Origin of the sequence: Streptomyces sp. R33 (assembly GCF_041200175.1) — a bacterium.
Lineage (GTDB): Bacteria > Actinomycetota > Actinomycetes > Streptomycetales > Streptomycetaceae > Streptomyces > Streptomyces katrae_B.
Window position 1 is genome coordinate 7,917,069 of the sequence record NZ_CP165727.1, and the last position, 21,267, is coordinate 7,938,335.

Here is a 21,267-nt window from a genome sequence, read left to right on the forward strand (position 1 = left end):
ACCATGGTGAAACTTCCTGCGCGCCGTTCCCTGCTCGCGGCCGGGGCCGGCGGAACGTTCGCTGCCGTATCAGCGGCCTTCCTGCTGCGGGGCGGCCCCGGGGTGCCCGCACGGGAGCCGTCCGCCACCCCGCCCGTTCCGTCCGCCTCCGCGAGCGCCTCGCTGCGCACCGACCTGACCCTGCGCAGCCGGCTGCTCGGCCGGGAGGTCCCGTACAGCCTCTACCTGCCCGCCGACGTGAGCCCCGCGTCCCCGGGCGGCCGGTCCGGCGACGGGATCCCGGCCCTCTTCCTGCTGCACGGAGCGAGCGGGAAGCACACCGACTGGGTCGTCAAGGGCGGCATCGTGCCGACCCTGGAACGGGCCGTCGCGGCGGGCCGGATCCCGGCGTGCGCCCTCGTCATGCCCGACGCCCGGCGCGACCCCGGCACGCCGGGGGGAGGCCAGGACGAGACGTTCTACATCAACGACGCCGGATCCGGCGGCGGCGCCCTGCGCTACGAGGACATGTTCGTCAAGGAGTTCGTCCCGGCGGTGGAACAGACCCACGGGCTGGGCGGCCGGGCGGAGAAGAGGGCCGTAGCCGGGCTCTCCATGGGCGGTTACGGCGCGCTGATGTACGCCCTGCGGTACCCGGGCCTGTTCGGCGCCGCCGCCGGGCTGAGCACGGCGCACTTCACCGCCGAGGGCTACCGCGAGATGCCGATGGGGGAGTGGAACCGCTTCTACGGCCATGCCTTCGGCCGGGACCTGGCAGGATCCGCCCGGCTGACCGTCCGGGCCCGGGAGTACGACCTGGCCGACATCATCCGGCGCACTGCGCCCGACCGGCTCCGGCGCGCCCGCTACCACCTCGGCTGCGGGACCGAGGACGCCAACTACCTGCCGGGGACCGAAGACCTGCGCACCGTGTTCGCGGCCCGCGGCGTGCCCGCCGAGGTGGTCCTGGCACCGGGCGGCCACGGCTGGCCCTACTGGACCGTCGCGGCGGACCGGATGCTGGACTTCTTCGGCCGCCAGCTCGCCTGACCCCACGCCGGACCCGCCCTGGCCCGTACGGTGACCCGTCAGGCGCTCAACCCGCTGCGGGTTCAGTTGTTGACGAAGGTGAGGCTGGTCGCGTCGTAGCGGGTGCCCGCGATCTCCGAGGGCGGGGCCGCGGCTTCGATGGCGGCGAGGTCCTCGGGGGACAGCTCGACGGCCAGGGCCGCGAGGTTCTCCTCCAGGTACCGCCGGCGCCGCGTGCCGGGGATCGGCACCACGTCGTCGCCCCGGTGCTGCACCCAGGCCAGGGCGAGCTGGCCGGCGGTGACACCCTTCGCCGCGGCCAGCTCGTTCAGCTTCGCGACGATCGCCAGGTTCCGCTCGAGGTTGCCGTCGGCGAACCGCGGCTGCGTGCGCCGTACGTCGTTCTCGGCCAGCCCCTCCACCGAGCTGTACCGGCCGGTCAGAAAACCGCGCCCCAACGGCGAGAACGGGACCAGGCCGATGCCGAGCTCGCGGCAGACCGGGGCGATCTCCGCCTCCAGGTCGCGGGTCCACAGAGACCACTCGCTCTGCAGCGCGGTGATCGGGTGCACCGCGTGCGCCCGCCGGACGGTGGCCGCGCCGGCCTCCGACAGCCCGAGGTGACGGACCTTGCCGGCCTGCACCAGCTCGGCCATGGCGCCGACGGTCTCCTCGATCGGCACCTGCGGATCGACCCGGTGCTGGTAGTAGAGGTCGATGTGGTCGACCCCGAGCCGGCGCAGCGACGCCTCGCACGCCTGCCGTACGTAGGCGGCGTCGCCGCGGACCCGGACCGGCTCGCCCAGCCGGCTGGCGAAGCCGAACTTCGTGGCCAGCACCACCTCGTCGCGGCGCCCGGCCACGGCCCGTCCGATCAGCTCCTCGTTGTGCCCGGCGCCGTAGAAGTCGGCGGTGTCCAGGAAGGTCACCCCGAGGTCGAGGGCATGGTGCAGCGTCGCGATCGACTGCGTGTCGTCCGAGGCGCCGTAGCCGTGGCTCATGCCCATGCACCCCAGGCCTTGCGCGGAGACCGCCAGGTTGCCCAGGTGCCGGGTGGGGACATCGGTCATGGTGCTGCCTCCTGATCTAGGGATCATCTGCCGAGGACGCTAGGTGTTGGAGTGCGCTCCATGTCAACCGGCACCCCCTGGCGCCCCGCTGCCCGCGTCCGGGATTTGTATCCAGGGCGTATCAGGCAGTGCTTGGTTGCCCATCGAAACGGTGGACAGGGCCGGGGCGATGAAGGCCCCCAGAGCGCCGGACGGCCCGGGAGTCGGCTGCCGCCCGAGCCCGACCACCCCTTCTGACCTGCGTGTTCTCGGGTAGAGGCGGCGTCCGGGAGGGCGGTGCGTGTCCGGCGTGCGACGCGGTCGCCGCGTCCGTTGCCTGCCGTATCGTTCCTTTCAGGTCGCCGGCCGTGCGTGAGCGCACACGGGACCGATGCCTCATCCGGCCTGCCCGAACAGGAGTCGTCCCCGTGTCCTCGCCCACCCCGGCTCCGGCCTCCCCGCGCCCCGTCCGGGTGCTGCTGGTGGAGGACGACGAGCTGATGCGCCGCTCCTTCGCCGTCGCCCTCGAGCGCTACGGCTACGCGGTGAAGGCGGCGGCCGACGGGCTCGCGGGGCTGGAGCTCTTCCGCGACGACGGCTTCGACCTGCTGATCCTGGACGTGATGCTGCCCGCTCTGGACGGGATCGGTCTGTGCCGCAGGGTCCGGGAAACCAGCCTGGTGCCGATCTTGATGATGTCCGCGCGCGGCGACGGACTCGACGTCGTCGCGGGTCTGGAGGCCGGAGCGGACGACTACGTCGTCAAGCCCGTGGACACCTACGTACTCGTGGCACGCATCCGCTCGCTGCTGCGCCGCGCCACCTACGCGCCCGCTGCCGGAACCGGGCAGCCCGAGAGCGGGGCGGAGCCGTCGTCCGACGGAGACCGGCTCGTCTTCGGGGACCTGGCCATCGACACCGGCGGCCTCGAGGTGTTCGTCTCCGGAAGCCCGGTGGCGCTCACCCCGACCGAGCTGAAGCTGCTGCTGGAGTTCGCCGCCCACCCGGGCGTCGTGCTCGAGCGGCACACCCTGCTGCGCAACGTCTGGGAGTACGGCTGGGACGGCGACAGCCGAGTCGTGGACCTGTGCGTGCAGCGGCTGCGCAGGAAACTGGGCCGCGACCGGATCGAGACGGTCCGCGGCTTCGGTTACAAGTTCAGGCGCTGAGGACGGTGCCCCCGTTCCACCGGTTGTGGCCGGCCCGCGCGTCCCTGCGCCGGAAGATCGCCGCGCTGGCCGCGGCCACCGCCTGCCTGGTCGCGGTGGCGGTGGGCGTGCTGGTCCATCTGTGGACCGCGAGCGACATCCGCAGCCGGGCCGAACGGGATGCGTTCAACGCCGTCTACTCGGCCATGGACACCTACCGGCGTACCGGAACGCTGGCGGAGGGCGCCGAACTCGACCCCGCGGGCCTGCCCGACGCACTGCGCCACCCGGCCGACGGCAACCGGCACACGGCCTACGACGGATACGTCAACGGCAATCTGGGGCCGAGCGTCTGGGGCGCCCAGCGGGTCGGGGGCCCCGGCAGCCCGGTGCTGGCCGTCCGGTCCAACATGAACTCGGACCTCTACGGGCTGCGCCGGCTCGACGTGAGCATGGCGGTCGCCTCCGTGGTTTCGCTCGCGGCGGCCGTACCGCTGGCGGTCTACGGGGCCGGGTTGCTCGGCCGCCGGCTGCGGCGCGTCTCGGAGACGGCGGTCCGGATCTCCGCCGGGGACCTCGACGCCCGTACCGGGCCGATCAAGGGCGGCGACGAGGTCGCCGACATCGCCGCCACGGTCGACCACATGGCCGACAGCCTCGGCCGACGGCTGCGTGCCGAGCGCCAGTTCACCGCGGACGTGGCCCACGAGCTGCGCACCCCGGTCGGCGGCCTGCTGGTCGCCACCGACCTGCTGCCGCCCGGTGAGACCGAGGACCTGCTCCGGAGCCGGGTACGGGACCTGCGCGGGCTGGTCGAGGACCTGCTGGAGATCTCCCGGCTGGACGCGGGCGCGGAGCAGCCGGTCCGCGCCGAGGTGCCGCTCGGCGCGGTCGTCCGCGAAGCCGTGGCCCGGACCGGACTCGACGCGGAGGTCATCGTCGCCGATGCGCAGGGCGCAGGGTCCGCCGAGCCCGTGGAGACCGACCCGCGCCGCCTCGAACGGATCGTCGGCAACCTCGTCGTCAACGCCCACCGGCACGGCGCGACCCCGGCCGGAGTCGCCGTCGAGGTCGCCGTCGAGGGCCGTACGGTCGTCGTACGCGACCACGGCCCGGGCTTCCCCGCGGACCTGCTGCGCGACGGTCCGCGCCGCTTCCACACGGGTGCGGCGGAGCGCGGCTCCGGCCACGGACTGGGCCTGACCATCGCCCTGGGCCAGGCCCGGGTCCTCGGCGCCGAGCTGCGCCTGGCCAACGCCCCGGACGGCGGCGCCGTCGCCACCCTGCGCCTGCCCCCGTCCTGAGGGGCGCCCCCGTCCTGACGGGCCCGCCCACCACCTACAGAACCGATACGAAGCGACGCGGCCGCCGATACACGGCCGCCCCGGCTCCGATACACGCCCCGGACACCCTTCGAAGTGCACCCATCGGCACCCGAAGAGGAGTCCCCCGTGACCGCCGCACCGTTCGACGCCCCCGCGCCGTATCCGACGACCGCCGGGACCGCGGCCGCCACCAGCGACCTTTCGAAGGTCTACGGCAGCGGCGACACCCGTGTCGTCGCCCTGGACCGGGTCAGCATCGCCTTCCGGGAGGGCGAGTTCACCGCGATCATGGGCCCGTCCGGCTGCGGTAAGTCCACCCTGATGCACTGCGCCGCCGGGCTCGACTCGGTCAGCTCCGGCTCCGTCCGCATCGGCACCACCGAACTGAGCACGCTGAACGACCGGCAGCTCACCGAGCTGCGCCGCGACCGCGTCGGCTTCATCTTCCAGGCGTTCAACCTGCTGCCGACGCTGACCGCGCTGGAGAACATCACGCTGCCGCTGACCATCGCCGGACGCCGTCCCGACCTGCAGTGGCTGGACCGCGTCGTCTCCATGGTCGGCCTCTCCCAGCGCCTGGCCCACCGGCCCGGACAGCTCTCGGGCGGGCAGCAGCAGCGCGTCGCCGTGGCACGGGCCCTGGTCTCCCGCCCCGCGATCATCTTCGGCGACGAGCCCACCGGCAACCTCGACTCCCGCGCCGGGGCCGAGGTCCTCGGCTTCCTGCGCGACTCGGTGCGCGAGCTCGGCCAGACCGTGGTCATGGTCACCCACGACCCCGTCGCCGCCGGCTACGCCGACCGCGTGGTCTTCCTCTCCGACGGCCGGCTGGAGGACGAGATGGCCCACCCCACCCCGGACCGGGTCCTGGACCGGATGAAGGCGTTCGACGCGCGCTCCCGCACCAGCTGACCCGGCCTCACGCCGGCATCTGCGTCCACACGTTCCCCGTACCTCCACGTCCCCGAAAGCTGCCATGCTGAGAACAGCCCTGCGCAACGTCCTCGCGTACAAGGCCCGTCTGGCCATGACCGTCCTCGCGGTCTGCCTGGGTGTCGCGTTCGTCTGCGGCACCCTCGTCTTCGCGGAGTCCTCCGCCGCGGCCTACCGCGCCGCCGCGTCGAAGAACTTCGCGGACATCGCGGTCACCGTGACCCCGAAGGACTCCCCGCCAGGGGCCGCGGACGACAAGACCGGAGCACTCGACGACGCGCTCGTACGGAAGCTGGCCGGGATACCCGGTGTCGCCGCCGCACGGCCCGCCGCCGACGGCTCGGCGACCCTGAACGGCGCGGACGGCGCTCCGCTGCGCGCCGGCAAGGCGTGGGCGAACCTGGCCGGCGCCTACGTACCGGGCGAGGACGGCAAGGACAGCCGCCATCCGCTGGTCAAGGGCCACGCCCCCCGGAACGGCGACGAAGTCGCCGTGGACAGCGGCACCGCCGCCGCAGGCGGGTTCGGCATCGGCGACACCCTCACGCTGGCCACCGACGGCCCGGTCATGAAGAAGCGGCTCGTGGGCATCGTCACCACCCAGGACACCCGGGTGACCGCGGGCGGCACCCTCGTCCTGTTCGACAAGGCGACCGCCCAGCAACTGTTCGCGTCCCCGGGCCGGTACACCTCCATCGACCTGTCCGCCGCGCCCGGCACCGACCGGTTCACGCTCTCCGAGCGGGTCACCTCCGTGCTCCCGGCCGACCGGGCCGAGGCCGTCAGCGGCGCCGCCCAGGCCGCGCAGCAGGCCACGTACCTCGACACGCTGACCCGGGGCTACCAGAAGATGCCGATGATCTTCGCCGGGGTCTCGCTGTTCATCGGCTCGTTCCTCATCGTCAACACCTTCACCATGCTCGTCTCCCGGCGCACCCGGGAGATCGCCCTGCTGCGGGCGATCGGCTCCTCGCGCCGCCAGGTGGTCCGCTCCATCCTCTGGGAGGCGTTCCTGGTCGGCCTCGCCGCGTCGGCGGCAGGGTTCCTGCTCGGCCTCGGCATCGCCTCCGTACTGCCCGACATCCTGAGCACCTCGCAGGACGCGCTGCCCCGCGGCCCCCTGGTGATCGGTCCGCTGCCCGTCGTGGCAGCGCTCGGCGTGGGCGTGGGCGTCACGGTGCTCGCCGCATGGCTGCCGTCCCGCAAGGCGGCGAAGGTCGCGCCCCTCGAGGCGCTGCGCTCGGCGGAGCAGCCGCCCACCGCCACCGCCACCGCATCCCGGGTCCGCGGTGCGGTGGGGCTGGCCCTGCTCGCCGTCGGCGCCGGGCTGCTGGTCTCGCTGATGGGGGCGAAGGACGCCTCGGTGGAGAACCTGCAGAACGCGATGTTCGGCTGCGCCCTTCTCGTCGTCGCCATGATCGTGCTGGCGCCGCTGCTCGCCGCCCCCGTGATCCGGCTGAGCGGACGGCTGACCGGCCGCTTCGGGATCACCGGACACCTCGCCCGCGAGAACGCGCTGCGTGACCCGCGGCGTACCGCGGCCACCGCCTCCGCCCTGATGATCAGTACGGCGCTGGTCTCCGGGCTCGCCGTCATCGGCAACTCCAGCGGACAGGCCCTCGACCGGCAGGCCGCAGCCGGCCTCGGGGCCGACTACGTGATCAGCAGCCGGACGACGATGACGTCCATCGACCCGGCCGCCGAGAAGCGGGTGGCCGGCACTCCCGGGGTGAAGACGGCGGCCGCCGTCGCGGACTCCGTCGTGTTCACCGTCGGCGGCGGTGTCCAGGGGATCGCCGGCGTCGACCCCGGCACCGTGCACGCCGTCATGAAGCTCGACTTCCTCAGCGGCTCACTGGAAGACCTCGGGCCGGGCCGGATCGCCGTCTCCGGCACCACCGCCCGCGAACAGCACCTGAGAACCGGCAGCCGGCTCGTCGCCCGCATCGGCCGCAGCCAGGAGCTCGAGCAGTACACCGTCGTCGGCGTCTACGAGGACAACCCCACCGCCGGGGAGGTACTGGGTGACCGCACCGAGGTCCAGCAGCACGGCTTCAAGACCGGCACCATCCAGCGGATCCTCGTCCGCACCGACAGCGGCGCCGTCTCCGCGGCCACGGAGGCCCGGCTGCGCACCGCCGTGGGCAACAGCCCGCTGGTACAGGTGAAGGACCGCAAGGAACTCGTCCAGGAGGCCGCCGGCTCCCTGGGCAACCTGCTGACCCTGATGTACGGGCTGCTCGCCATCGGCGCCGTCATCTCCGCACTCGGCATCGTCAACACCCTCGCCATGTCGGTTTCGGAACGCACCCGGGAGATCGGCGTACTGCGCGCCATAGGCATGGACCGCAGCGGTATCCGGCGGATGATCCGCCTGGAGTCGGTGACCGTCGCCGCCTTCGGCACGCTCCTGGGCCTGGCGGGCGGGCTGTTCGGAGCCTGGACGGTCGGCGCTCTGGCCAACGGCGCGATGACGCAGTACTCCTTGGCCCTGCCCTGGGGGACGCTGCTCCTCGTGTGCCTCCTGTCCCTCACGATCGGCGCGATCGCGGCAGCCGTCCCGGCCCGCCGAGCCGCCGCCCTGAGCCCGCTGGAGGCCGTGGCGGAGATGTGACGCACCCGCGCGGAGGGCCGGGCCCGCCAGGCCCGGCCCCCGGCCCTGCTCGGCGGGCTGCGGCCCCTCGCGGACCGTTGGAGTGGCCTCAGGCGTCGGCTGCGTGGCGCGGCTCGCGGCGCATCGACCACAGGGTCGGCCCGCCGCCCGGGAGACTGAACTCGCCGAGCACCGTGAAGCCGAAGTGCTCGTAGAGGGGCAGGTTGGACGGCTTGGAGGACTCCAGGTACGTCGGCAGGCCTGCCGCGTCCGCCTTGGCGAGGCCGGAGCGGAGGAGGGCGGCGCCGTGCCCCTGACCCTGCGCGGCCGGGTCCGCGCCGACCACGGCCAGGTACCAGTGCGGCTCCTGGGGTCCGTTCCCGGCGGCCGCCGCCACGGCTTCGCGGAACAGCGGAGCCCGGTCGCCCAGGATCTCCTCGAGCTCCCGGATGGTCTCCGCGTCGGGAACGGCCTTGTCCTGTGCGCCCGGCGGCACCCAGAAGGCCGCCGCCGCCTCGGTGCGTTCGCATACGCCGTGCCGGCCGTACTGCCGGGTGAAGAGCGTGCTGAAGTAGCGGCCCAGCCCCGCCTCGCGCGTGGCGCCGTCCGGGAAGAACCAGCGCATCATCGGGTCGTCGTCGAAGGCGAGGGCCAGGGTGCGGCCGATCGGTGAAGCGTCGTCGATCGATGCCGTCTTGGGAGTGTTTGTTATCGACATACCGGCCATTCTGCACCCGATGATCTTCGACGGGCCGGGCGGGTCCCGGCTCCAGCCGGAGCCGCCGCACCGGGAATGGTCAGGGGATCATCACGCAATGGTTCTCGATCACCCTGCCGCTGCGGTCCAGGCCACCGCAGACGGCCAGCCGCGGATACGCCCTGAACTCCCGGTTGACGACGAACCGGGCCCGCGACACGCCTGCCCTGCTCCCCCGGTAGTCGCCCACGAAGGCGCGCAGCGTCCCCGGCAGTCCATCCCTGGTGGTGACGGTGATGTCCTGGACGTAGTCGCGCCCCTGGTAGGCGGTGGCCACGCAGATGTAGGTCCCGCACGTGGACTTGACCTCGGCGCTCGCCGGTGCTGCGGTCACCAATGCCGAAGCGCAGGCTGCGGCGAGGGCCGCTGCGACCGTCGCCAAGCGGCGGCGCGTGGGTGTCACCGACCGGTCCCTCTTCTGGCGTGCGTACATCACGGGATCCCCTCCAAGCTGTGATGGCCGACTGCAAGACGTGTCCACGGTGTCACGTTCGGTTCCGTCATGGCGCGGGGCGTCGCGGATCGGCCGCCCCTGGGGGCGGATTTTCACACCGCCTCTACAGATCCGCCCCGACGTTCGAGTACGACGGCCGGTCAGGGTCCGGGGCGGTCTTTTCAAAAGTTGAACCGGTATCAGCGAGTCAATCCTGCTGAAAAGACTCACTAATGACGGGATTGTGAGGATGCGGAGCGTGATGGCAACGTTGCCATCTCGTTAATAGTTCACTTCTTGACGGTGGTGTCGACGCCGAGTTGACTGCGTCTACCTCGGCCGCAAGTACAGGGCCTCGTCAGGGAGGTTTACATCGTGAACACATATCTGGGTCGAGTCGCCGTTGCAGTCGCTGCTTCCGCGATCACCGTCTCGCTCACTGCCTGCGGCAGCACGGACGAAGACGCCGACGGGAGACCCGGAGGGTCGGCCGTGGATGACGCGATCAAGGTCGGCCTCCTGCTTCCCGAGGATCAGACGGCGCGCTACGAGAAGTTCGACAAGCCGCTGATCGAGAAGGAAGTCGCCAAGTTCACGCGAGGCAAGGGCAAAGTGGTCTATGCCAACGCCAAGCAGGACGCGGCCGCCCAGAATGCCCAAGTCGAAGCGATGATTGCCCACAAGGTGCACGTCCTCATCGTCGACGCGGTGGACGCCAAGGCCATCGCCGGCTCGGTCAAGAAGGCCAAGGATGCGGGCATTCCGGTCATCGCCTACGACCGCCTGGCGGAAGGCCCGATCGACGCCTACACCTCCTTCGACAATGAAGACGTGGGCAAGGTCCAGGGCAAGGCGCTGCTGGACGCGCTGGGCGACAAGGCCAAGGACGGCCACATCGTCATGGTGAACGGCTCGGTCACCGACCCGAACGCCAAACTCTTCAAGTCCGGTGCGCACTCCGTCCTCGACGGCAAGGTGAATGTCGGCAAGGAGTACGACACCGTCGACTGGAAGCCGGAGAACGCCAATACCAACATGGCGGCCGCCCTGTCGGCGCTGGGCAAGGGGAAGATCATCGGCGTCTACTCCGCCAACGACGGAATGGCCGGCGGCATCATCACCGCCCTCAAGGCGGCCGGAATCTCCAACCTGCCCCCGGTCACGGGTCAGGACGCCGAACTGGCCGGTGTGCAGCGGATCGTCGCGGGCGAGCAGTACATGACCGTCTACAAGCGGTACGCGCCGGAGGCTGCGGCCGCCGCGGAGATGGCCGTCGCCCTCGCCAAGGGCGAGAAGATCGACGGAATCATCAACCAGATCGTCAACAGCCCGACCACGAAGGGCGTGCCATCGGTCCTCGTCCCGGGCGTCGCGCTGACCAGGAACAACGTGAAGTCCACCGTGGTCGACGACGGCGTCTACACGGTCGACGAGATCTGCACCGACAAGCTCAAGGCCGCGTGTGAAGAGATCGGCCTGAAGTAGCAGGACCCGGGGTACGGCAAGCGCGCACACCCCGGAGCCCGTCTGAGTGCGGCGCTCACCTCGAGTCGGTCGGTGGAGTCCAGGCGGGCCACACCGGGATGGGGTACCGGGGTGCGCGCCGCCTGCTTGCCTCGCGCACGAGGAAGATGACTCCCGAGGCGACTGTCGCGGTGAACGACAGCACCACCACGGCGGGCCGCCAGATGTTGGATGCTCCCACCAGGTGGAGCCACACCGCTGACGAAGCTGCTGCCACGACCAGCAGCCACACGACCCTGGCCCCACGTGACAGCCTGCCGCTCACCGCGACGAACGCGAAGCCGAGCGCCGCGCCGGGTGTGACGGCCGCGATCAGACCCAAGAGCAAGAAGATGAAGAGGGCGATGATCACGTTGCGCTGACCTCCGGTTCTCAGGGCAACCGTGCACACGGGCAGGCGGATCCATATCCCCTGCTCCGGAGGGTTCCCGCGAGCCATACTGTCAGAGCCTTTGAACGTGTTCAACACCGGCTGGGGCATCTCGCCTGGCGGCGAGGACGGCGTCGGGCCGAGCCGGGCCTCACCGGCCGGCGGCAGCTTCTACCAAGATCGGTTCCAGGGGTCAAGCCACGTATTCGAGTGGCGTGACGCACGCCCCCCTGCAGGGTTTATTTGGAGTACGCCCTCACCGGGAACTCCCGGAGAACACGGGGCCGGAACATAATCCCGGGCCTTTTCTGCGGGGCGGAATACAAACCCTTTTGACACCGAATGGAGAATCATCATGTCTGAGCGTTTTTGGACCCGTCGTATCGTCCTGGCCGGAGCTTCCGTTGCGCTGGTCGGTGGTGGCATCGCACTGCCGGCGACCGCGATGGCCGCACCCGTCGCCGCCCCGCAGCAGGCCGTCACCCTCCTCCCCCAGGACAGCGCCGACGGAATCGGTACCGGCGGCGACGCCAACGCCGAGAACACCACCGTCGGCGGCGAGGCCAAGGGTGGTAACGCGAGCACCGGCGTCGGCGAATGCAAGGGCAAGTGCGTGATCAGCACCGGTAACGCCCGCGGCGGTGACGCCAGTGCCGATGCCATCAACACGGGCGATGCGACCGCCGTGGGTGGTGACGGCACCGGCAAGGGTGGCCAGGTGAACAAGCAGAACATCAAGCTGCAGGTCAAGGAGAACCTGAAGCAGAAGCTCGGTCAGTGAGGTCTGACCGTCCACACCGGGAACCACCCCCACACAGCAGTAGCCGGAGAGGCCCTGAGCCTCTCCGGCTACTCCTGCGTGGGGGGAGGGGGATGGGGCCGCTGCGCCTGTCGCGGCGGCCACGAACGCCGGTCGTCAAGTCACGAAAACTCGGAACGTGACGCGATCCGAAGCGGAGGGCTTACTCAAGACATGGGCTCACGCGCACCGGGTGGTCCCACCCGCGTCAACACGTGAGACGGGCCCGTCCGGCCGCCTCTTCTTCACCTTTTTTAGCGGGAGCGAAATTTCCAATATTCACGCCTCCGGGACTCGGAGGTCATACTGGCGAATAGGAGCAAGCACATGCGAATGACCATTGTTTTCCCGATGTCCCATGTCGGGGGGAGTGTGTCGTGAGTTCCCTACCTCCTTCGTCCGAGCGCCCCACCGGGCCCCCGTCCGGCCCGCTGTCCGGCCGGCCGACAGACGAGCAGGCTCCGCCTCCGGGGCCTCCGCCGCCTCCTGGGCCCCCAGGGCCGCCGACCGTCAGTGGCGAGCCGGGCGAGCCCGGTCGGGGCCGCCGCGGGGCGGCTCACGGGTGGCGGTCGCGCAGGACAGTTCTGAGTGCCGCAACGGCCGTTGCGATGGCCACGGCGGTGGTACTCGCCTTCACCGTCATGGGCGGGAACAAGGCTGCCGGCGGAGAGGTCTTCCTGCAGGCTGCCTCGGCGGCCGGCCCGGACCCGTTCACCCCCTCGACGGCCGCGGCCTCCGCGGACTCCGGCGTCGTACCCGTGGCTGCTGCCCAGCCGAAGGGCGGCGCGGCCGGTACCCGCACCCTCGAGGTCAACGGCGCGTACCCGGGGCTCTACGGGGGCACGCGGAACCTCGCGAGCTGCGACGTCGAGAAGCAGATCCAGTTCCTGACCCAGCACACGGACAAGGGCAAGGCCTTCGCCACCCCCTTGAGCATCAAGCAGCCCGAGATCCCCTCCTACCTGCGGTCGCTGACTCCGGTCCGGCTCGGCTGGGACACCCGGGTCACCAACCACGGGTACAAGAACGCCGCGCCGACCAGCTATCAGGCGGTCCTGCAGGCCGGCACGCCCGTGCTGGTCGACGACCGCGGCGTACCTCGCGTCCGCTGTGCTTGCGGTAACCCGCTGGCCCCGCCTGTCGCCGTCAAGGGCAAGCAGACGTACAGCGGCAAGGAGTGGTCGTCGTTCCAGTCCTCCGACCTCGTTGCGGTCAAGCCCGCCGAGCAGCCGGTGAAGACGGTCACGATGTTCGATCACGACCGCAAGGGCTGGTACGAGCGGTCGAGCGGCGACGTGCAGGGCAAGCACGACCACGTCGTTCCGCCCCCGAAGGGCCAAACCCCCGACTCGGCGTACCCGGTCCTGCCCCCGCCCGATTCGGGATCAGCTGAGAGGTTCCCCGAGAAGGACAAGGGCAGGCAGCACGAAAAGGAAACGGACAAGGGGACCCAGACGGGCCAGAACCCCGAGAAGGGCACGAACCAGGTCCCTGAAAAGGGCACGAACCAGGTGCCGCACAAGGAGAGGGACAAGGTCCCCGAGAAGGACAGGGACAAGGCACCTGAGAAGAAGCCGGACCAGGTCCCTGAAAAGGGCACGCGCGTGAACCCTGAGGAGGGCACGAACCAGGTGCCTCACAAGGAGACGGACAAGGTCCCCGAGAAGGACACGGACAAGGCGCCCGAGAAGAAGCCGGACCAAGTCCCTGAAAAGGGCACGCGCGTGAACCCTGAGGAGGGCACGGACAAGGTTCCTGAGAAGGGTACGAACGAGGTCCCGAAGAAGGAGACCGACAAGGTCCCTGAGAAGGAGACCGACAAGGTTCCTCAGAAGGAGACGGACAAGGTTCCCGAGAAGGGGACGGACAAGGTCCCTGAGAAGGGTACGAACGAGGTCCCGAAGAAGGAGACGGACAAGGTTCCCGAGAAGGGTACGAACGAGGTCCCGAAGAAGGAGACGGACAAGGTTCCCGAGAAGGGTACGAACGAGGTCCCGAAGAACGAGACGGACAAGGTTCCCGAGAAGGGTACGAACGAGGTCCCGAAGAAGGAGACCGACAAGGTTCCCGAGAAGGGTACGAACGAGGTCCCGAAGAAGGAGACCGACAAGGTCCCTGAGAAGGGTACGAACGAGGTCCCGAAGAAGGAGACCGACAAGGTCCCTGAGAAGGGTACGAACGAGGTCCCGAAGAACGAGACCGACAAGGTCCCTGAGAAGGGGACCGGTCAGAACTCCGAGAAGGAGTCGGGCCAGAACCCTGGCAAGGAGCAGGGCAACAAGGAGCAGGGCAACAACGACCAAGGCAACAGCGAGCAGGGCAACAGCGAGCAAGGCGGCAACGACCAGGGCAACAGCGAGCAGTCCGGATGACCCTGCGGTCCAGGCGCCTGGGGACGCATCGGCCGGCACCGCCAACTCGGGACGGCGACCCCGGTGGTCAGAAGTGCATAGCGGCGTGCGAAGGCGGCGGTCCGCCCCACACGAAGACGGCGTGCCCCGGCTGGATCGCCAGGACACGCCGTTCGCGGTAGGCCGGCAGCTCACAGTCCCCTCGGCGTGGCTGCCGGCCCGGTCAGCCCGTCAGGGCAGCAGTTCCGCCTCAGCCGTGGCGGTGCTGCCGGCGGCCGTTCCACGAGTCGCTGTCGACGACGTTGCCGCGGTTGTCGCGGAGCGTGGCGCTGTCGCGCTCGTCCCATACCTGCTCACGGCGGTCCTGGTAGACGTCGTGGCGGGTGTCGCGGCCCCTGCCCGTGTGGACCTTGACGCTGGAGCGGCCGTCCAGGCGGAAGTCGTTGAAGCGGTAGCGGTTGCCCTGCCGGTCGGTGAGGGTGAAGCCGCGCAGGTTGACGCTGTGGCGGCCGGTGTTCTTCACCTCGACCCATTCCCCGTTCAGGGCACGGGCGGAGCGGTCGTTGCGACCGGGGCTGTCGTACTGGACGTCGCCGATGACGATCGAGGAATGCGGGGCCCGGTGGTCACGCCTGTGGTCGTCGGCGGCGGCAGCCGGGAGGGCGGCGGCGCCGACCAGGGCGCCTGCTGCCAGGAATGTGGCGACTACGCGGCGGGTGGCGAGAGAAGCAGACATGGAGATGACCCCTTCAACAGACAGCGGCCCGTCCCGTCTCGTACGAGCCGGGTGGGCTCCGAACAGTTCCCGGCGTCCTGCCGAGGAGCCACACTCTGGCCCGGAACCACCACCAAAAGCCACTAAGTCAGCGCGTGTTGCGCAATACGGATATACCAGTGACTCTTGCTTGTAGCGGACATGTGTCATGGCTGCGCTGACGCGGACGACGCGAGCGCGCGCATCGGGCCGTGGGACGCCTGGGGCCGGAGGCTCTCCCTGGTCAATGCCCTTTCCTCGGGGCGGCCTTCGTTCCTGCGCCGAATGGGTTCAGGGTCTTGTAACAGCCGCTTCCACCGTTTCTTCGCACCTGCTCACGTGAACGGTTCTGGTGTGCGAAGGCGAGCGCGTTTCAGTGGCGGCACCTCGCCGTGCCGCTCCGTGGGCGGGGCGTCAGAGCGAGGGCAGGTGGGTCGTCGGCGCCGGGGCGGGTTTCCGCGGCGTGCGGATCAGCGGGAGCAGGGAAGCCGCGCCCGCGAGCGACAGCAGCGCCGCGACCCTCAGCACGCTTTCGATGGCCGATCCGTCCGAGGCCGCCTGCTGTTCCGAGCCGCTCAGGACCTCGAGGACGGTCGCCGCCACCGCCACGGCGACCGCGCCCAGCAGGACGAGCGAGGTCAGCACCAGTCCGGAGGCCGCGGCGAGGCGGCTCGACGGAACGTACGACTGGGTGGCCACGTTGGTCAGCGCCCAGCCGAGTCCGAGCCCGATGCCCACGACCGCGAACACGGCTGTGTAGAGGGCGAGCGGGCCCGCCCAGGTCAGTGCCAGGATGCTGGCTCCGCTCAACAGCAGCCCGGCAGCCATCAGCGCTTCGGGGCGCCTGCGCTGGGCGAGGTGGCCGGACCAGTAGCTGGCTGCCCCGGCACCGACGGACAGCGCGAGGAACACCAGCCCCGCGTCCAGCGGGGAGAGGCCGCGGACCTGCTGGAGGTAGAGCGCGGAGAGGACCGCCACGAGGCAGTACCCGATGTTGGACACGCAACCGGCCAGGGTGACGGTCACGAACGGGACGTTGTGCAGCAGGGAGAGGTCCAGCAGCGGTTCGGCGGTCCGGCGTTCGATCGCCACGAACAGGATCAGCAGCAGCGCTCCGGCGGCGAGGCAGGCCAGCGTCGCGGCTGAGGCCCAGCCCCAGTGGCCACCCTGGTCGACGGCGATCATGATCGCGGTGAGACCACCCGCCACGGTCACGGCACCTGGCAGGTCAAGGCCGTTGCCGGCCTCTTCGTCGCGGGTGTCGGTGACGAACCGCAGCATCAGGAATGCGGCGACGGCGCAGACCGGCACGTTCAGCAGGAACACCGCCCGCCAGCTGATGTGCTCGGCGAACACGCCGCCCACGAACGGCCCGAGAGCGACGCCGATCGCGCTGAAGGCCAGCACCGTGCCGACCGCGCGGCCCTGCCGGTCGTCGCGGAAGTAGGCGCTGACGACCGCCACGGCCACGGGAAAGATCAACGCGGCCGTGGCACCCTGCACCACCCGCGCCACGACCAGCCAGACCTCGTTCTGCGCGGCGCTGCACACGACGGACACCACGCCGAAGCCGGCCAGCCCCCACACGATGACCGTGCGCCGCCCGTGGACGTCGGCGGCCCTCCCGCCCGTGATCATCAGCGCACCCAGGGTCAGCATGTAGCCGCTGACCAGCCACTGCAGATTCGTGGTCGGGGTGGAGAAGTCCCGGGCGATCACCGGCAGCATCAGGTTCAGGGCGAACCAGTCCATCTGGACCAGGAGCATGGACAGCGAGGCGGCCGCGATGACCGCGCGATCGCGGCCGGAGAACAGTCGCCGGCCGGGCGACCCGGTGTCCGCTTTGCCCACGCTCATCGGCACGTCCCGTCCGGAGCCCCCACCACCCCACCCCAACCAGCATGCGCCCACGCGCGGAGTCGGGCACCCTGCGGCGTCACTACTGGCGTGAGGACGCTCCCGGGCTCGTGAGCAAGGAGGGCGGTTGGGTGAGTCCGGGGTACTTCGTCATCGCCAACGGGGCTGTGCGGGTCCTCTGTTGGCCTTCGGAGTGCGTACTCCGGCTGCTTCGTCTCGCTTGGGTCGGGCCCTCTTCGGGTGTCGGCGGGACGGACCTGTCGTTTTCGTGGCGCGTGCGGATGCCGGAGGGGCGGTGGGCCTCTCCGGCGTCTGCTGTGTGGGGGTGGGTGGGTGGTTGTCACTTGCCGAGCTTGGCCTTGAGTTCCTTCTTGACCTGGTTCTTGATGTTCTGCTTGTTGACCTGGCCGCCGTTGCCGGTGCCGTTGCCGCCTACGGCGGTGGCGTCGCCGGTGTTGATGGCGTCGGCGCTGGCGTTGCCGCCGGTGGCGTTGCCGGTGTTGATGATGCACTTGCCCTTGCAGGTGCCGACTCCGGTGTTGGCGTTGCCGCCGGTGGCGGTGCCGCCGACGGTGGTGTTCTCGGCGTTGGCGTCGCCGCCGGTGCCGATGCCGTCGGCGCTGTCCTGGGGGAGGGTGATGGTCTGGGGGGCGGTGGTGGGTGCGGCCATGGCGGTGGCGGGGAGGGCGATGCCGCCGCCGAGGAGGGCGAGGGAGGCTCCGGCCAGGACGATGCGGCGGGTCGGGAAACGCTCGAACATGGGAATGCTCCATTCGGCAACGGGTGAGGGGTTTTGTGTATCGCCCTGTGGAATGGGCCGGGGATTCTGTTCGGCCTTTTGTTTTCCGGGGTTTCCCCGGTGGGGGCGTACTTCCAATAAACCGTGTGGGGGAGCGGGCGTCACGCCACTCGAATACGTGGCTTGACGAGGCGAATCGATCTTGATAAAAGCCCGGCCGGTGCGGACGCCCCGAGGCCGATCCGCGGTCTCGACCCACTTCGACGGCTGACCGCCCCCCGACGGTGATCCGCCCGCGGTGCGGACCCCGGTAGGACGGGCGCCCCGGGTGCAGTGCGAGCACGGCCTGGTCGTGCGGCGCGGGCCGTCAGCCTGCCGGGGGCTGCGGCTGTGCGGGCTTCAGTCCGTCGAGGGTGAGGTCGAGGAGGCGTTCGGCCTGGTCGCGTTGCTCCGGCTGGGCCGAGGTGAGGGCGATGCCGGCCAGGATGGCGAAGACGTCGGTCGAGCGGATGTCGGACCGCAGCGCGCCGGCGGCGGTGCCGGCTTCCATGAGGGTGGTGATCGCGGTCTGGATCATCTCGCGGCTGTGGCCGTAGGGGTCGCTTCCCGAGGAGACGACGGCTCGCAGCGCGTCGGCCATGCCGAGTTTGGCGGTGGCGTAGTCGATGAAGCGGCCCATCCACGCGCGCAGGGCCTCGCGCGGGGGCAGCGTTGCCAGGAGCCCGGGAACCGCATCACACAGCCGCGCGACTTCGTTGCGGTAGGCCGCCTCGATCAAGGTCTCCCGGGTCGGGAAATTGCGGTACAGGGTTCCGGTTCCCACCCCCGCCTCTTTGGCGATGCGCTCGTAGTGGGCGTCCAGTCCCTCCTCGGTGAACACGCGCACCGCGGCAGCCAGGATCTTGTCCCGGTTGCGCTGAGCGTCGGCCCTCAGTGGGCGTCCCGTATCCGCTGCCATCGCCTGCCCGCTCCCTCGTCCCCGGTTGCGAAGTGGAGGAGCCTCCACTTACGGTTCGAGATAACCGGCGGCGCCTCCACTTCCACTGTAGGTCAGACGCCGCCCTCGTCCCGCCTCCGGAAGGGCCCAGTCGTGTCGGAAATCGAAGGCAAGGTCATCGCGATCACAGGTGCCAGCAGCGGGATCGGCGAGGCGACCGCGCTGCTCCTCGCCGAGCGCGGCGCGAAAGTGGTGCTCGGGGCGCGCCGGCCGGAACGCCTCGAGGCGCTGGTCGCGCGCATCGAGCAGGCCGGCGGCCAGGCCGTCCCCGGGCGCACGGATGTCAAACGCCGCGAGGACCTGACCGCTCTGGTCGGGCTGGCACGCGACCGCTACGGCAAGCTCGACGTCCTGGTCAGCAACGCCGGAATCGGCCTGATCTCCCCGCTGGACGACCTCCGCGTCGAGGACTGGGAGGAGATGATCGACGTCAACCTCAAGGGCGTCCTGTACGGGATCGCCGCGGCGCTGCCCGTCTTCCGGGAGCAGGGGTACGGACACTTCGTCAACACCGTCTCCACGGCCGGACTGCGCATCGTGCCGCTCCAGGCGGTGTACGCGGGCACCAAGAACGCCGTACGCACCATCTCCGAAGGCCTGCGGCAGGAGGCCGGGGACAGCGTGCGCGTCACCGTCGTCTCGCCAGGGGTCACGCGTACGGAGTTCGCGGACTCCATGGCGCCGGAGATGCAGGCCCGGGTCCGCGACCGCATGGACAGGATCGCGATGCCGCCGCAAGCCGTCGCCCGCGCCATCGCCTTCGCCGTCGAGCAGCCGGCCGGTGTCGACGTGGGCGACATCGTCGTCCGCCCCACAGCCCAGGACTAGCGGGTGCCGACCTACGCGAAGAGGCGCGAGAGCTCGGGTATCGCATGCCCCGCTGACCGGAGGTGACATGCGCGCCGAATCGTGCCGTGCCACCCTGTTCACATGCCCCGGGGGTAGATGACAGCCGCGACGAACGGAGCGCGCTGTGGGAAATCGGATCCGTGTCAGCGCGCTGTCGCTGAGGCGCCGAGCGGCCGCCGGTTTCGCCGCCCTGTTGTTGGTGGCACTCACCTCGGGCACGGGTGCCCGGGCAGCCCCGTCACCCTCCCCGGCGCCCTCGCCGTCCCCGTCCCCGTCGCCGTGGTCCTCCGGTGTGGGGGATCCGGGCCGGCTCGACCCGCGCATCACCGAGATCATGCGGAAGCCGGAGTACCGCCATGCCCAGTGGGGGCTGCTGCAGACCGAACCGGCCGACGGGCGGGTGCTGCACAGCCTGTTCCCCGGGCAGTTCTTCATCCCCGGCTCCACCGCGAAACTGTTCGCCGTCTCCGGCACGTGGCGGACCCTCGGCACGGACCACCGCTTCGTGACCCCCGTATACGCGGTCGGCGAGCGGACCGGGGCCACGCTGACGGGCGACCTGGATCTCGTCGCCCAGGGCGATCTCACCATGGGCGGCAGGACGCGCCCCGACGGCACGGTCGCCTACACCGACCTCGACCACACCTACGCCAACGACTTCCCCGGCGCGACCCTCACCCCGGAGAACCCGCTCGCCGGGATCGACCAACTCGCCCGGCAGGTCCGCGACTCCGGCATCACCCGCGTCGACGGCGACGTGATCGTCGACAGCAGGCTCTTCGCCCCCGACCCGGTCCTCGACCCCACGCCGACCCCCCTGATCATCAACGACAACCTGATCGACCTCCTGACCAGGCCCGGCGACCGGGCGGGCGCGGACGCCCGGCTGGACTGGCGGCCGAAGGTCGCCCCGTACCAGGTCACTTCCACGGTGAAGACCGTCGCGGCCGGGAAGCCGACGAACATCACGGTGACGGCCACCGACGGCGGCACCCGGATCCGGCTGTCCGGCACGATCGCGGCGGACTCCGAGCCGCTGCTGCGGAGCTCGCCCGTCACGGACCCGGCCGCGTTCGGCCGTACCGCGCTGATCGAGGCGCTGGCCCGGGCCGGGGTGGAGGTCTCCGCCGCCGCGACCGCACCCAACCCGGTCGCCCGGCTGCCGCGCGACTACGACGGCCGCCCGCGGGTGGCCGCGTACACCTCACCGCCGTACGAGCAGTACGCCAAGCTGATCCTCAAGGTCAGCCACAACCTGGGCGCGAACCTCGGGATATGCCTGATGGCCGTCACGTCCGGCAGCAACCAGTGCGAGGACGGCTTCCCGGTGCTCGCCGCCTTCCTGGACCGGGCGGGCGTCGACCGCAGGCAGGCGGAACTCATGGACGGCCGCGGCGGCAACCCCGCCGACCGGGCCACGCCGCAGGCGCTCGTACAGATGCTGGCGTACTGGCAGCGCACACCGGACGCGCAGCGCTTCCGGGAGGCCCTGCCCATCCTCGGCGTCGACGGTCTGCTGGCCGAGAACTGCCGCAGCTGCCCGGCGCGCGGGAAGGTGTTCGGGAAGACCGGCGCGGCCGTCGGAGGGGACACCCTCAACGACCGGCTCGCCGTCGGCGCCATCACCATCGCCGGCTACCTCGACAAGGGCGGCGGCCGCTTCGACACCTTCTACGCGGGCGTCAACGGCGCGTCCACACCGACCGCCGACCCCGCCGGTGTCCTGACGATCGCCAACGACCTGGCCCTGATCGCCGCCTACCTCCAGGAGTCGCCCTGAC

General features: G+C 70.6%; 18 protein-coding genes. 10 read left to right on the forward strand and 8 right to left on the reverse strand.

All coding sequences use genetic code 11. The features are described 5' to 3' along the window. Positions 1-3 precede the first annotated feature (3 nt). Complete coding sequence (locus AB5J51_RS36295) at positions 4-1,029, forward strand: alpha/beta hydrolase (protein WP_369779660.1); 1,026 nt, start codon at positions 4-6, stop codon at positions 1,027-1,029. Between the two features lie 62 nt (positions 1,030-1,091). Here AB5J51_RS36295 and AB5J51_RS36300 read toward each other — a convergent pair whose 3' ends face one another. Continuing rightward, entirely contained in the window at positions 1,092-2,078 is a 987-nt protein-coding gene (locus tag AB5J51_RS36300; protein ID WP_053787382.1) for an aldo/keto reductase, read from the reverse strand. A gap of 407 nt (positions 2,079-2,485) precedes the next feature. Here AB5J51_RS36300 and cseB point away from each other — a divergent pair, with 407 nt between their 5' ends. The 4 genes from cseB (at position 2,486) to AB5J51_RS36320 (ending at position 8,077) form a co-directional block, all read left to right on the forward strand. Further along, on the forward strand, positions 2,486-3,226 hold the full coding sequence (gene cseB / locus AB5J51_RS36305; protein ID WP_053787381.1) for a two-component system response regulator CseB: 741 nt from the start codon (positions 2,486-2,488) through the stop codon (positions 3,224-3,226). 5 nt (positions 3,227-3,231) lie between these two features. Continuing rightward, complete coding sequence (locus AB5J51_RS36310; protein WP_208301693.1) at positions 3,232-4,509, forward strand: HAMP domain-containing sensor histidine kinase; 1,278 nt, start codon at positions 3,232-3,234, stop codon at positions 4,507-4,509. Between the two features lie 147 nt (positions 4,510-4,656). Beyond that, complete coding sequence (locus AB5J51_RS36315; RefSeq protein WP_053787379.1) at positions 4,657-5,442, forward strand: ABC transporter ATP-binding protein; 786 nt, start codon at positions 4,657-4,659, stop codon at positions 5,440-5,442. A 64-nt stretch (positions 5,443-5,506) separates the two neighbouring features. After that, positions 5,507-8,077 carry an ABC transporter permease gene (locus tag AB5J51_RS36320; protein ID WP_369779661.1) on the forward strand — a complete coding sequence of 857 codons (2,571 nt, stop codon included), beginning with the start codon at positions 5,507-5,509 and terminating at the stop codon, positions 8,075-8,077. A gap of 88 nt (positions 8,078-8,165) precedes the next feature. Here the strand turns inward: AB5J51_RS36320 and AB5J51_RS36325 are convergent, their stop codons facing one another. Next, positions 8,166-8,783: a GNAT family N-acetyltransferase gene (locus AB5J51_RS36325; protein WP_369779662.1), complete on the reverse strand. Its 618-nt coding sequence runs from the start codon at positions 8,781-8,783 to the stop codon at positions 8,166-8,168. Between the two features lie 70 nt (positions 8,784-8,853). Beyond that, positions 8,854-9,216 (reverse strand): hypothetical protein, encoded by a 363-nt coding sequence (locus AB5J51_RS36330; protein ID WP_234382207.1) that lies wholly within the window; start codon positions 9,214-9,216, stop codon positions 8,854-8,856. A gap of 405 nt (positions 9,217-9,621) precedes the next feature. Between AB5J51_RS36330 and AB5J51_RS36335 the strand changes: the two genes are divergently transcribed. Beyond that, positions 9,622-10,731 (forward strand): sugar ABC transporter substrate-binding protein, encoded by a 1,110-nt coding sequence (locus AB5J51_RS36335; RefSeq protein WP_166663232.1) that lies wholly within the window; start codon positions 9,622-9,624, stop codon positions 10,729-10,731. 55 nt (positions 10,732-10,786) lie between these two features. On the opposite strand, the gene AB5J51_RS36340 is transcribed toward AB5J51_RS36335, so the two are convergent. Further along, entirely contained in the window at positions 10,787-11,122 is a 336-nt protein-coding gene (locus AB5J51_RS36340) for a hypothetical protein (protein ID WP_369779663.1), read from the reverse strand. Between the two features lie 373 nt (positions 11,123-11,495). On the opposite strand from AB5J51_RS36340, the gene AB5J51_RS36345 reads away from it, so the two are divergent. Both AB5J51_RS36345 and AB5J51_RS36350 read left to right on the forward strand, forming a co-directional pair. Further along, positions 11,496-11,921, forward strand: coding sequence for a hypothetical protein (locus tag AB5J51_RS36345; RefSeq protein ID WP_136223504.1), 426 nt, complete (start codon positions 11,496-11,498; stop codon positions 11,919-11,921). 626 nt (positions 11,922-12,547) lie between these two features. Further along, positions 12,548-14,311, forward strand: coding sequence for a DUF6777 domain-containing protein (locus AB5J51_RS36350; protein WP_369779664.1), 1,764 nt, complete (start codon positions 12,548-12,550; stop codon positions 14,309-14,311). A 229-nt stretch (positions 14,312-14,540) separates the two neighbouring features. On the opposite strand, the gene AB5J51_RS36355 is transcribed toward AB5J51_RS36350, so the two are convergent. The 4 genes from AB5J51_RS36355 to AB5J51_RS36370 all read right to left on the reverse strand — a co-directional run bounded on the left by AB5J51_RS36355 (position 14,541) and on the right by AB5J51_RS36370 (position 18,598). Then, positions 14,541-15,026 carry a lamin tail domain-containing protein gene (locus AB5J51_RS36355; RefSeq protein ID WP_053787372.1) on the reverse strand — a complete coding sequence of 162 codons (486 nt, stop codon included), beginning with the start codon at positions 15,024-15,026 and terminating at the stop codon, positions 14,541-14,543. Between the two features lie 432 nt (positions 15,027-15,458). Beyond that, positions 15,459-16,901: an MFS transporter gene (locus tag AB5J51_RS36360; protein ID WP_369779665.1), complete on the reverse strand. Its 1,443-nt coding sequence runs from the start codon at positions 16,899-16,901 to the stop codon at positions 15,459-15,461. Between the two features lie 340 nt (positions 16,902-17,241). Further along, positions 17,242-17,661: a hypothetical protein gene (locus tag AB5J51_RS36365; protein ID WP_053785229.1), complete on the reverse strand. Its 420-nt coding sequence runs from the start codon at positions 17,659-17,661 to the stop codon at positions 17,242-17,244. 346 nt (positions 17,662-18,007) lie between these two features. Continuing rightward, positions 18,008-18,598, reverse strand: coding sequence for a TetR/AcrR family transcriptional regulator (locus tag AB5J51_RS36370; RefSeq protein ID WP_369779666.1), 591 nt, complete (start codon positions 18,596-18,598; stop codon positions 18,008-18,010). A 132-nt stretch (positions 18,599-18,730) separates the two neighbouring features. Between AB5J51_RS36370 and AB5J51_RS36375 the strand changes: the two genes are divergently transcribed. Both AB5J51_RS36375 and dacB read left to right on the forward strand, forming a co-directional pair. Then, positions 18,731-19,465 carry an SDR family oxidoreductase gene (locus AB5J51_RS36375; protein WP_136223510.1) on the forward strand — a complete coding sequence of 245 codons (735 nt, stop codon included), beginning with the start codon at positions 18,731-18,733 and terminating at the stop codon, positions 19,463-19,465. Between the two features lie 145 nt (positions 19,466-19,610). Beyond that, positions 19,611-21,266: a D-alanyl-D-alanine carboxypeptidase/D-alanyl-D-alanine-endopeptidase gene (gene dacB, locus AB5J51_RS36380; protein ID WP_276611391.1), complete on the forward strand. Its 1,656-nt coding sequence runs from the start codon at positions 19,611-19,613 to the stop codon at positions 21,264-21,266. Position 21,267 lies beyond the last annotated feature (1 nt).

What these genes read in the sequence shown, in the direction of transcription:
- AB5J51_RS36325 (WP_369779662.1), bottom strand. Translation starts at nt 8,783, where the DNA reads ATGGCCGGTATGTCGATAACAAACACTCCCAAGACGGCATCGATCGAC.
- AB5J51_RS36355 (WP_053787372.1), bottom strand. Translation starts at nt 15,026, where the DNA reads ATGTCTGCTTCTCTCGCCACCCGCCGCGTAGTCGCCACATTCCTGGCA.
- AB5J51_RS36295 (WP_369779660.1), top strand. Translation starts at nt 4, where the DNA reads ATGGTGAAACTTCCTGCGCGCCGTTCCCTGCTCGCGGCCGGGGCCGGC.
- AB5J51_RS36350 (WP_369779664.1), top strand. Translation starts at nt 12,548, where the DNA reads ATGGCCACGGCGGTGGTACTCGCCTTCACCGTCATGGGCGGGAACAAG.
- AB5J51_RS36300 (WP_053787382.1), bottom strand. Translation starts at nt 2,078, where the DNA reads ATGACCGATGTCCCCACCCGGCACCTGGGCAACCTGGCGGTCTCCGCG.
- AB5J51_RS36345 (WP_136223504.1), top strand. Translation starts at nt 11,496, where the DNA reads ATGTCTGAGCGTTTTTGGACCCGTCGTATCGTCCTGGCCGGAGCTTCC.
- AB5J51_RS36370 (WP_369779666.1), bottom strand. Translation starts at nt 18,598, where the DNA reads ATGGCAGCGGATACGGGACGCCCACTGAGGGCCGACGCTCAGCGCAAC.
- AB5J51_RS36365 (WP_053785229.1), bottom strand. Translation starts at nt 17,661, where the DNA reads ATGTTCGAGCGTTTCCCGACCCGCCGCATCGTCCTGGCCGGAGCCTCC.
- AB5J51_RS36360 (WP_369779665.1), bottom strand. Translation starts at nt 16,901, where the DNA reads ATGAGCGTGGGCAAAGCGGACACCGGGTCGCCCGGCCGGCGACTGTTC.
- AB5J51_RS36320 (WP_369779661.1), top strand. Translation starts at nt 5,507, where the DNA reads ATGCTGAGAACAGCCCTGCGCAACGTCCTCGCGTACAAGGCCCGTCTG.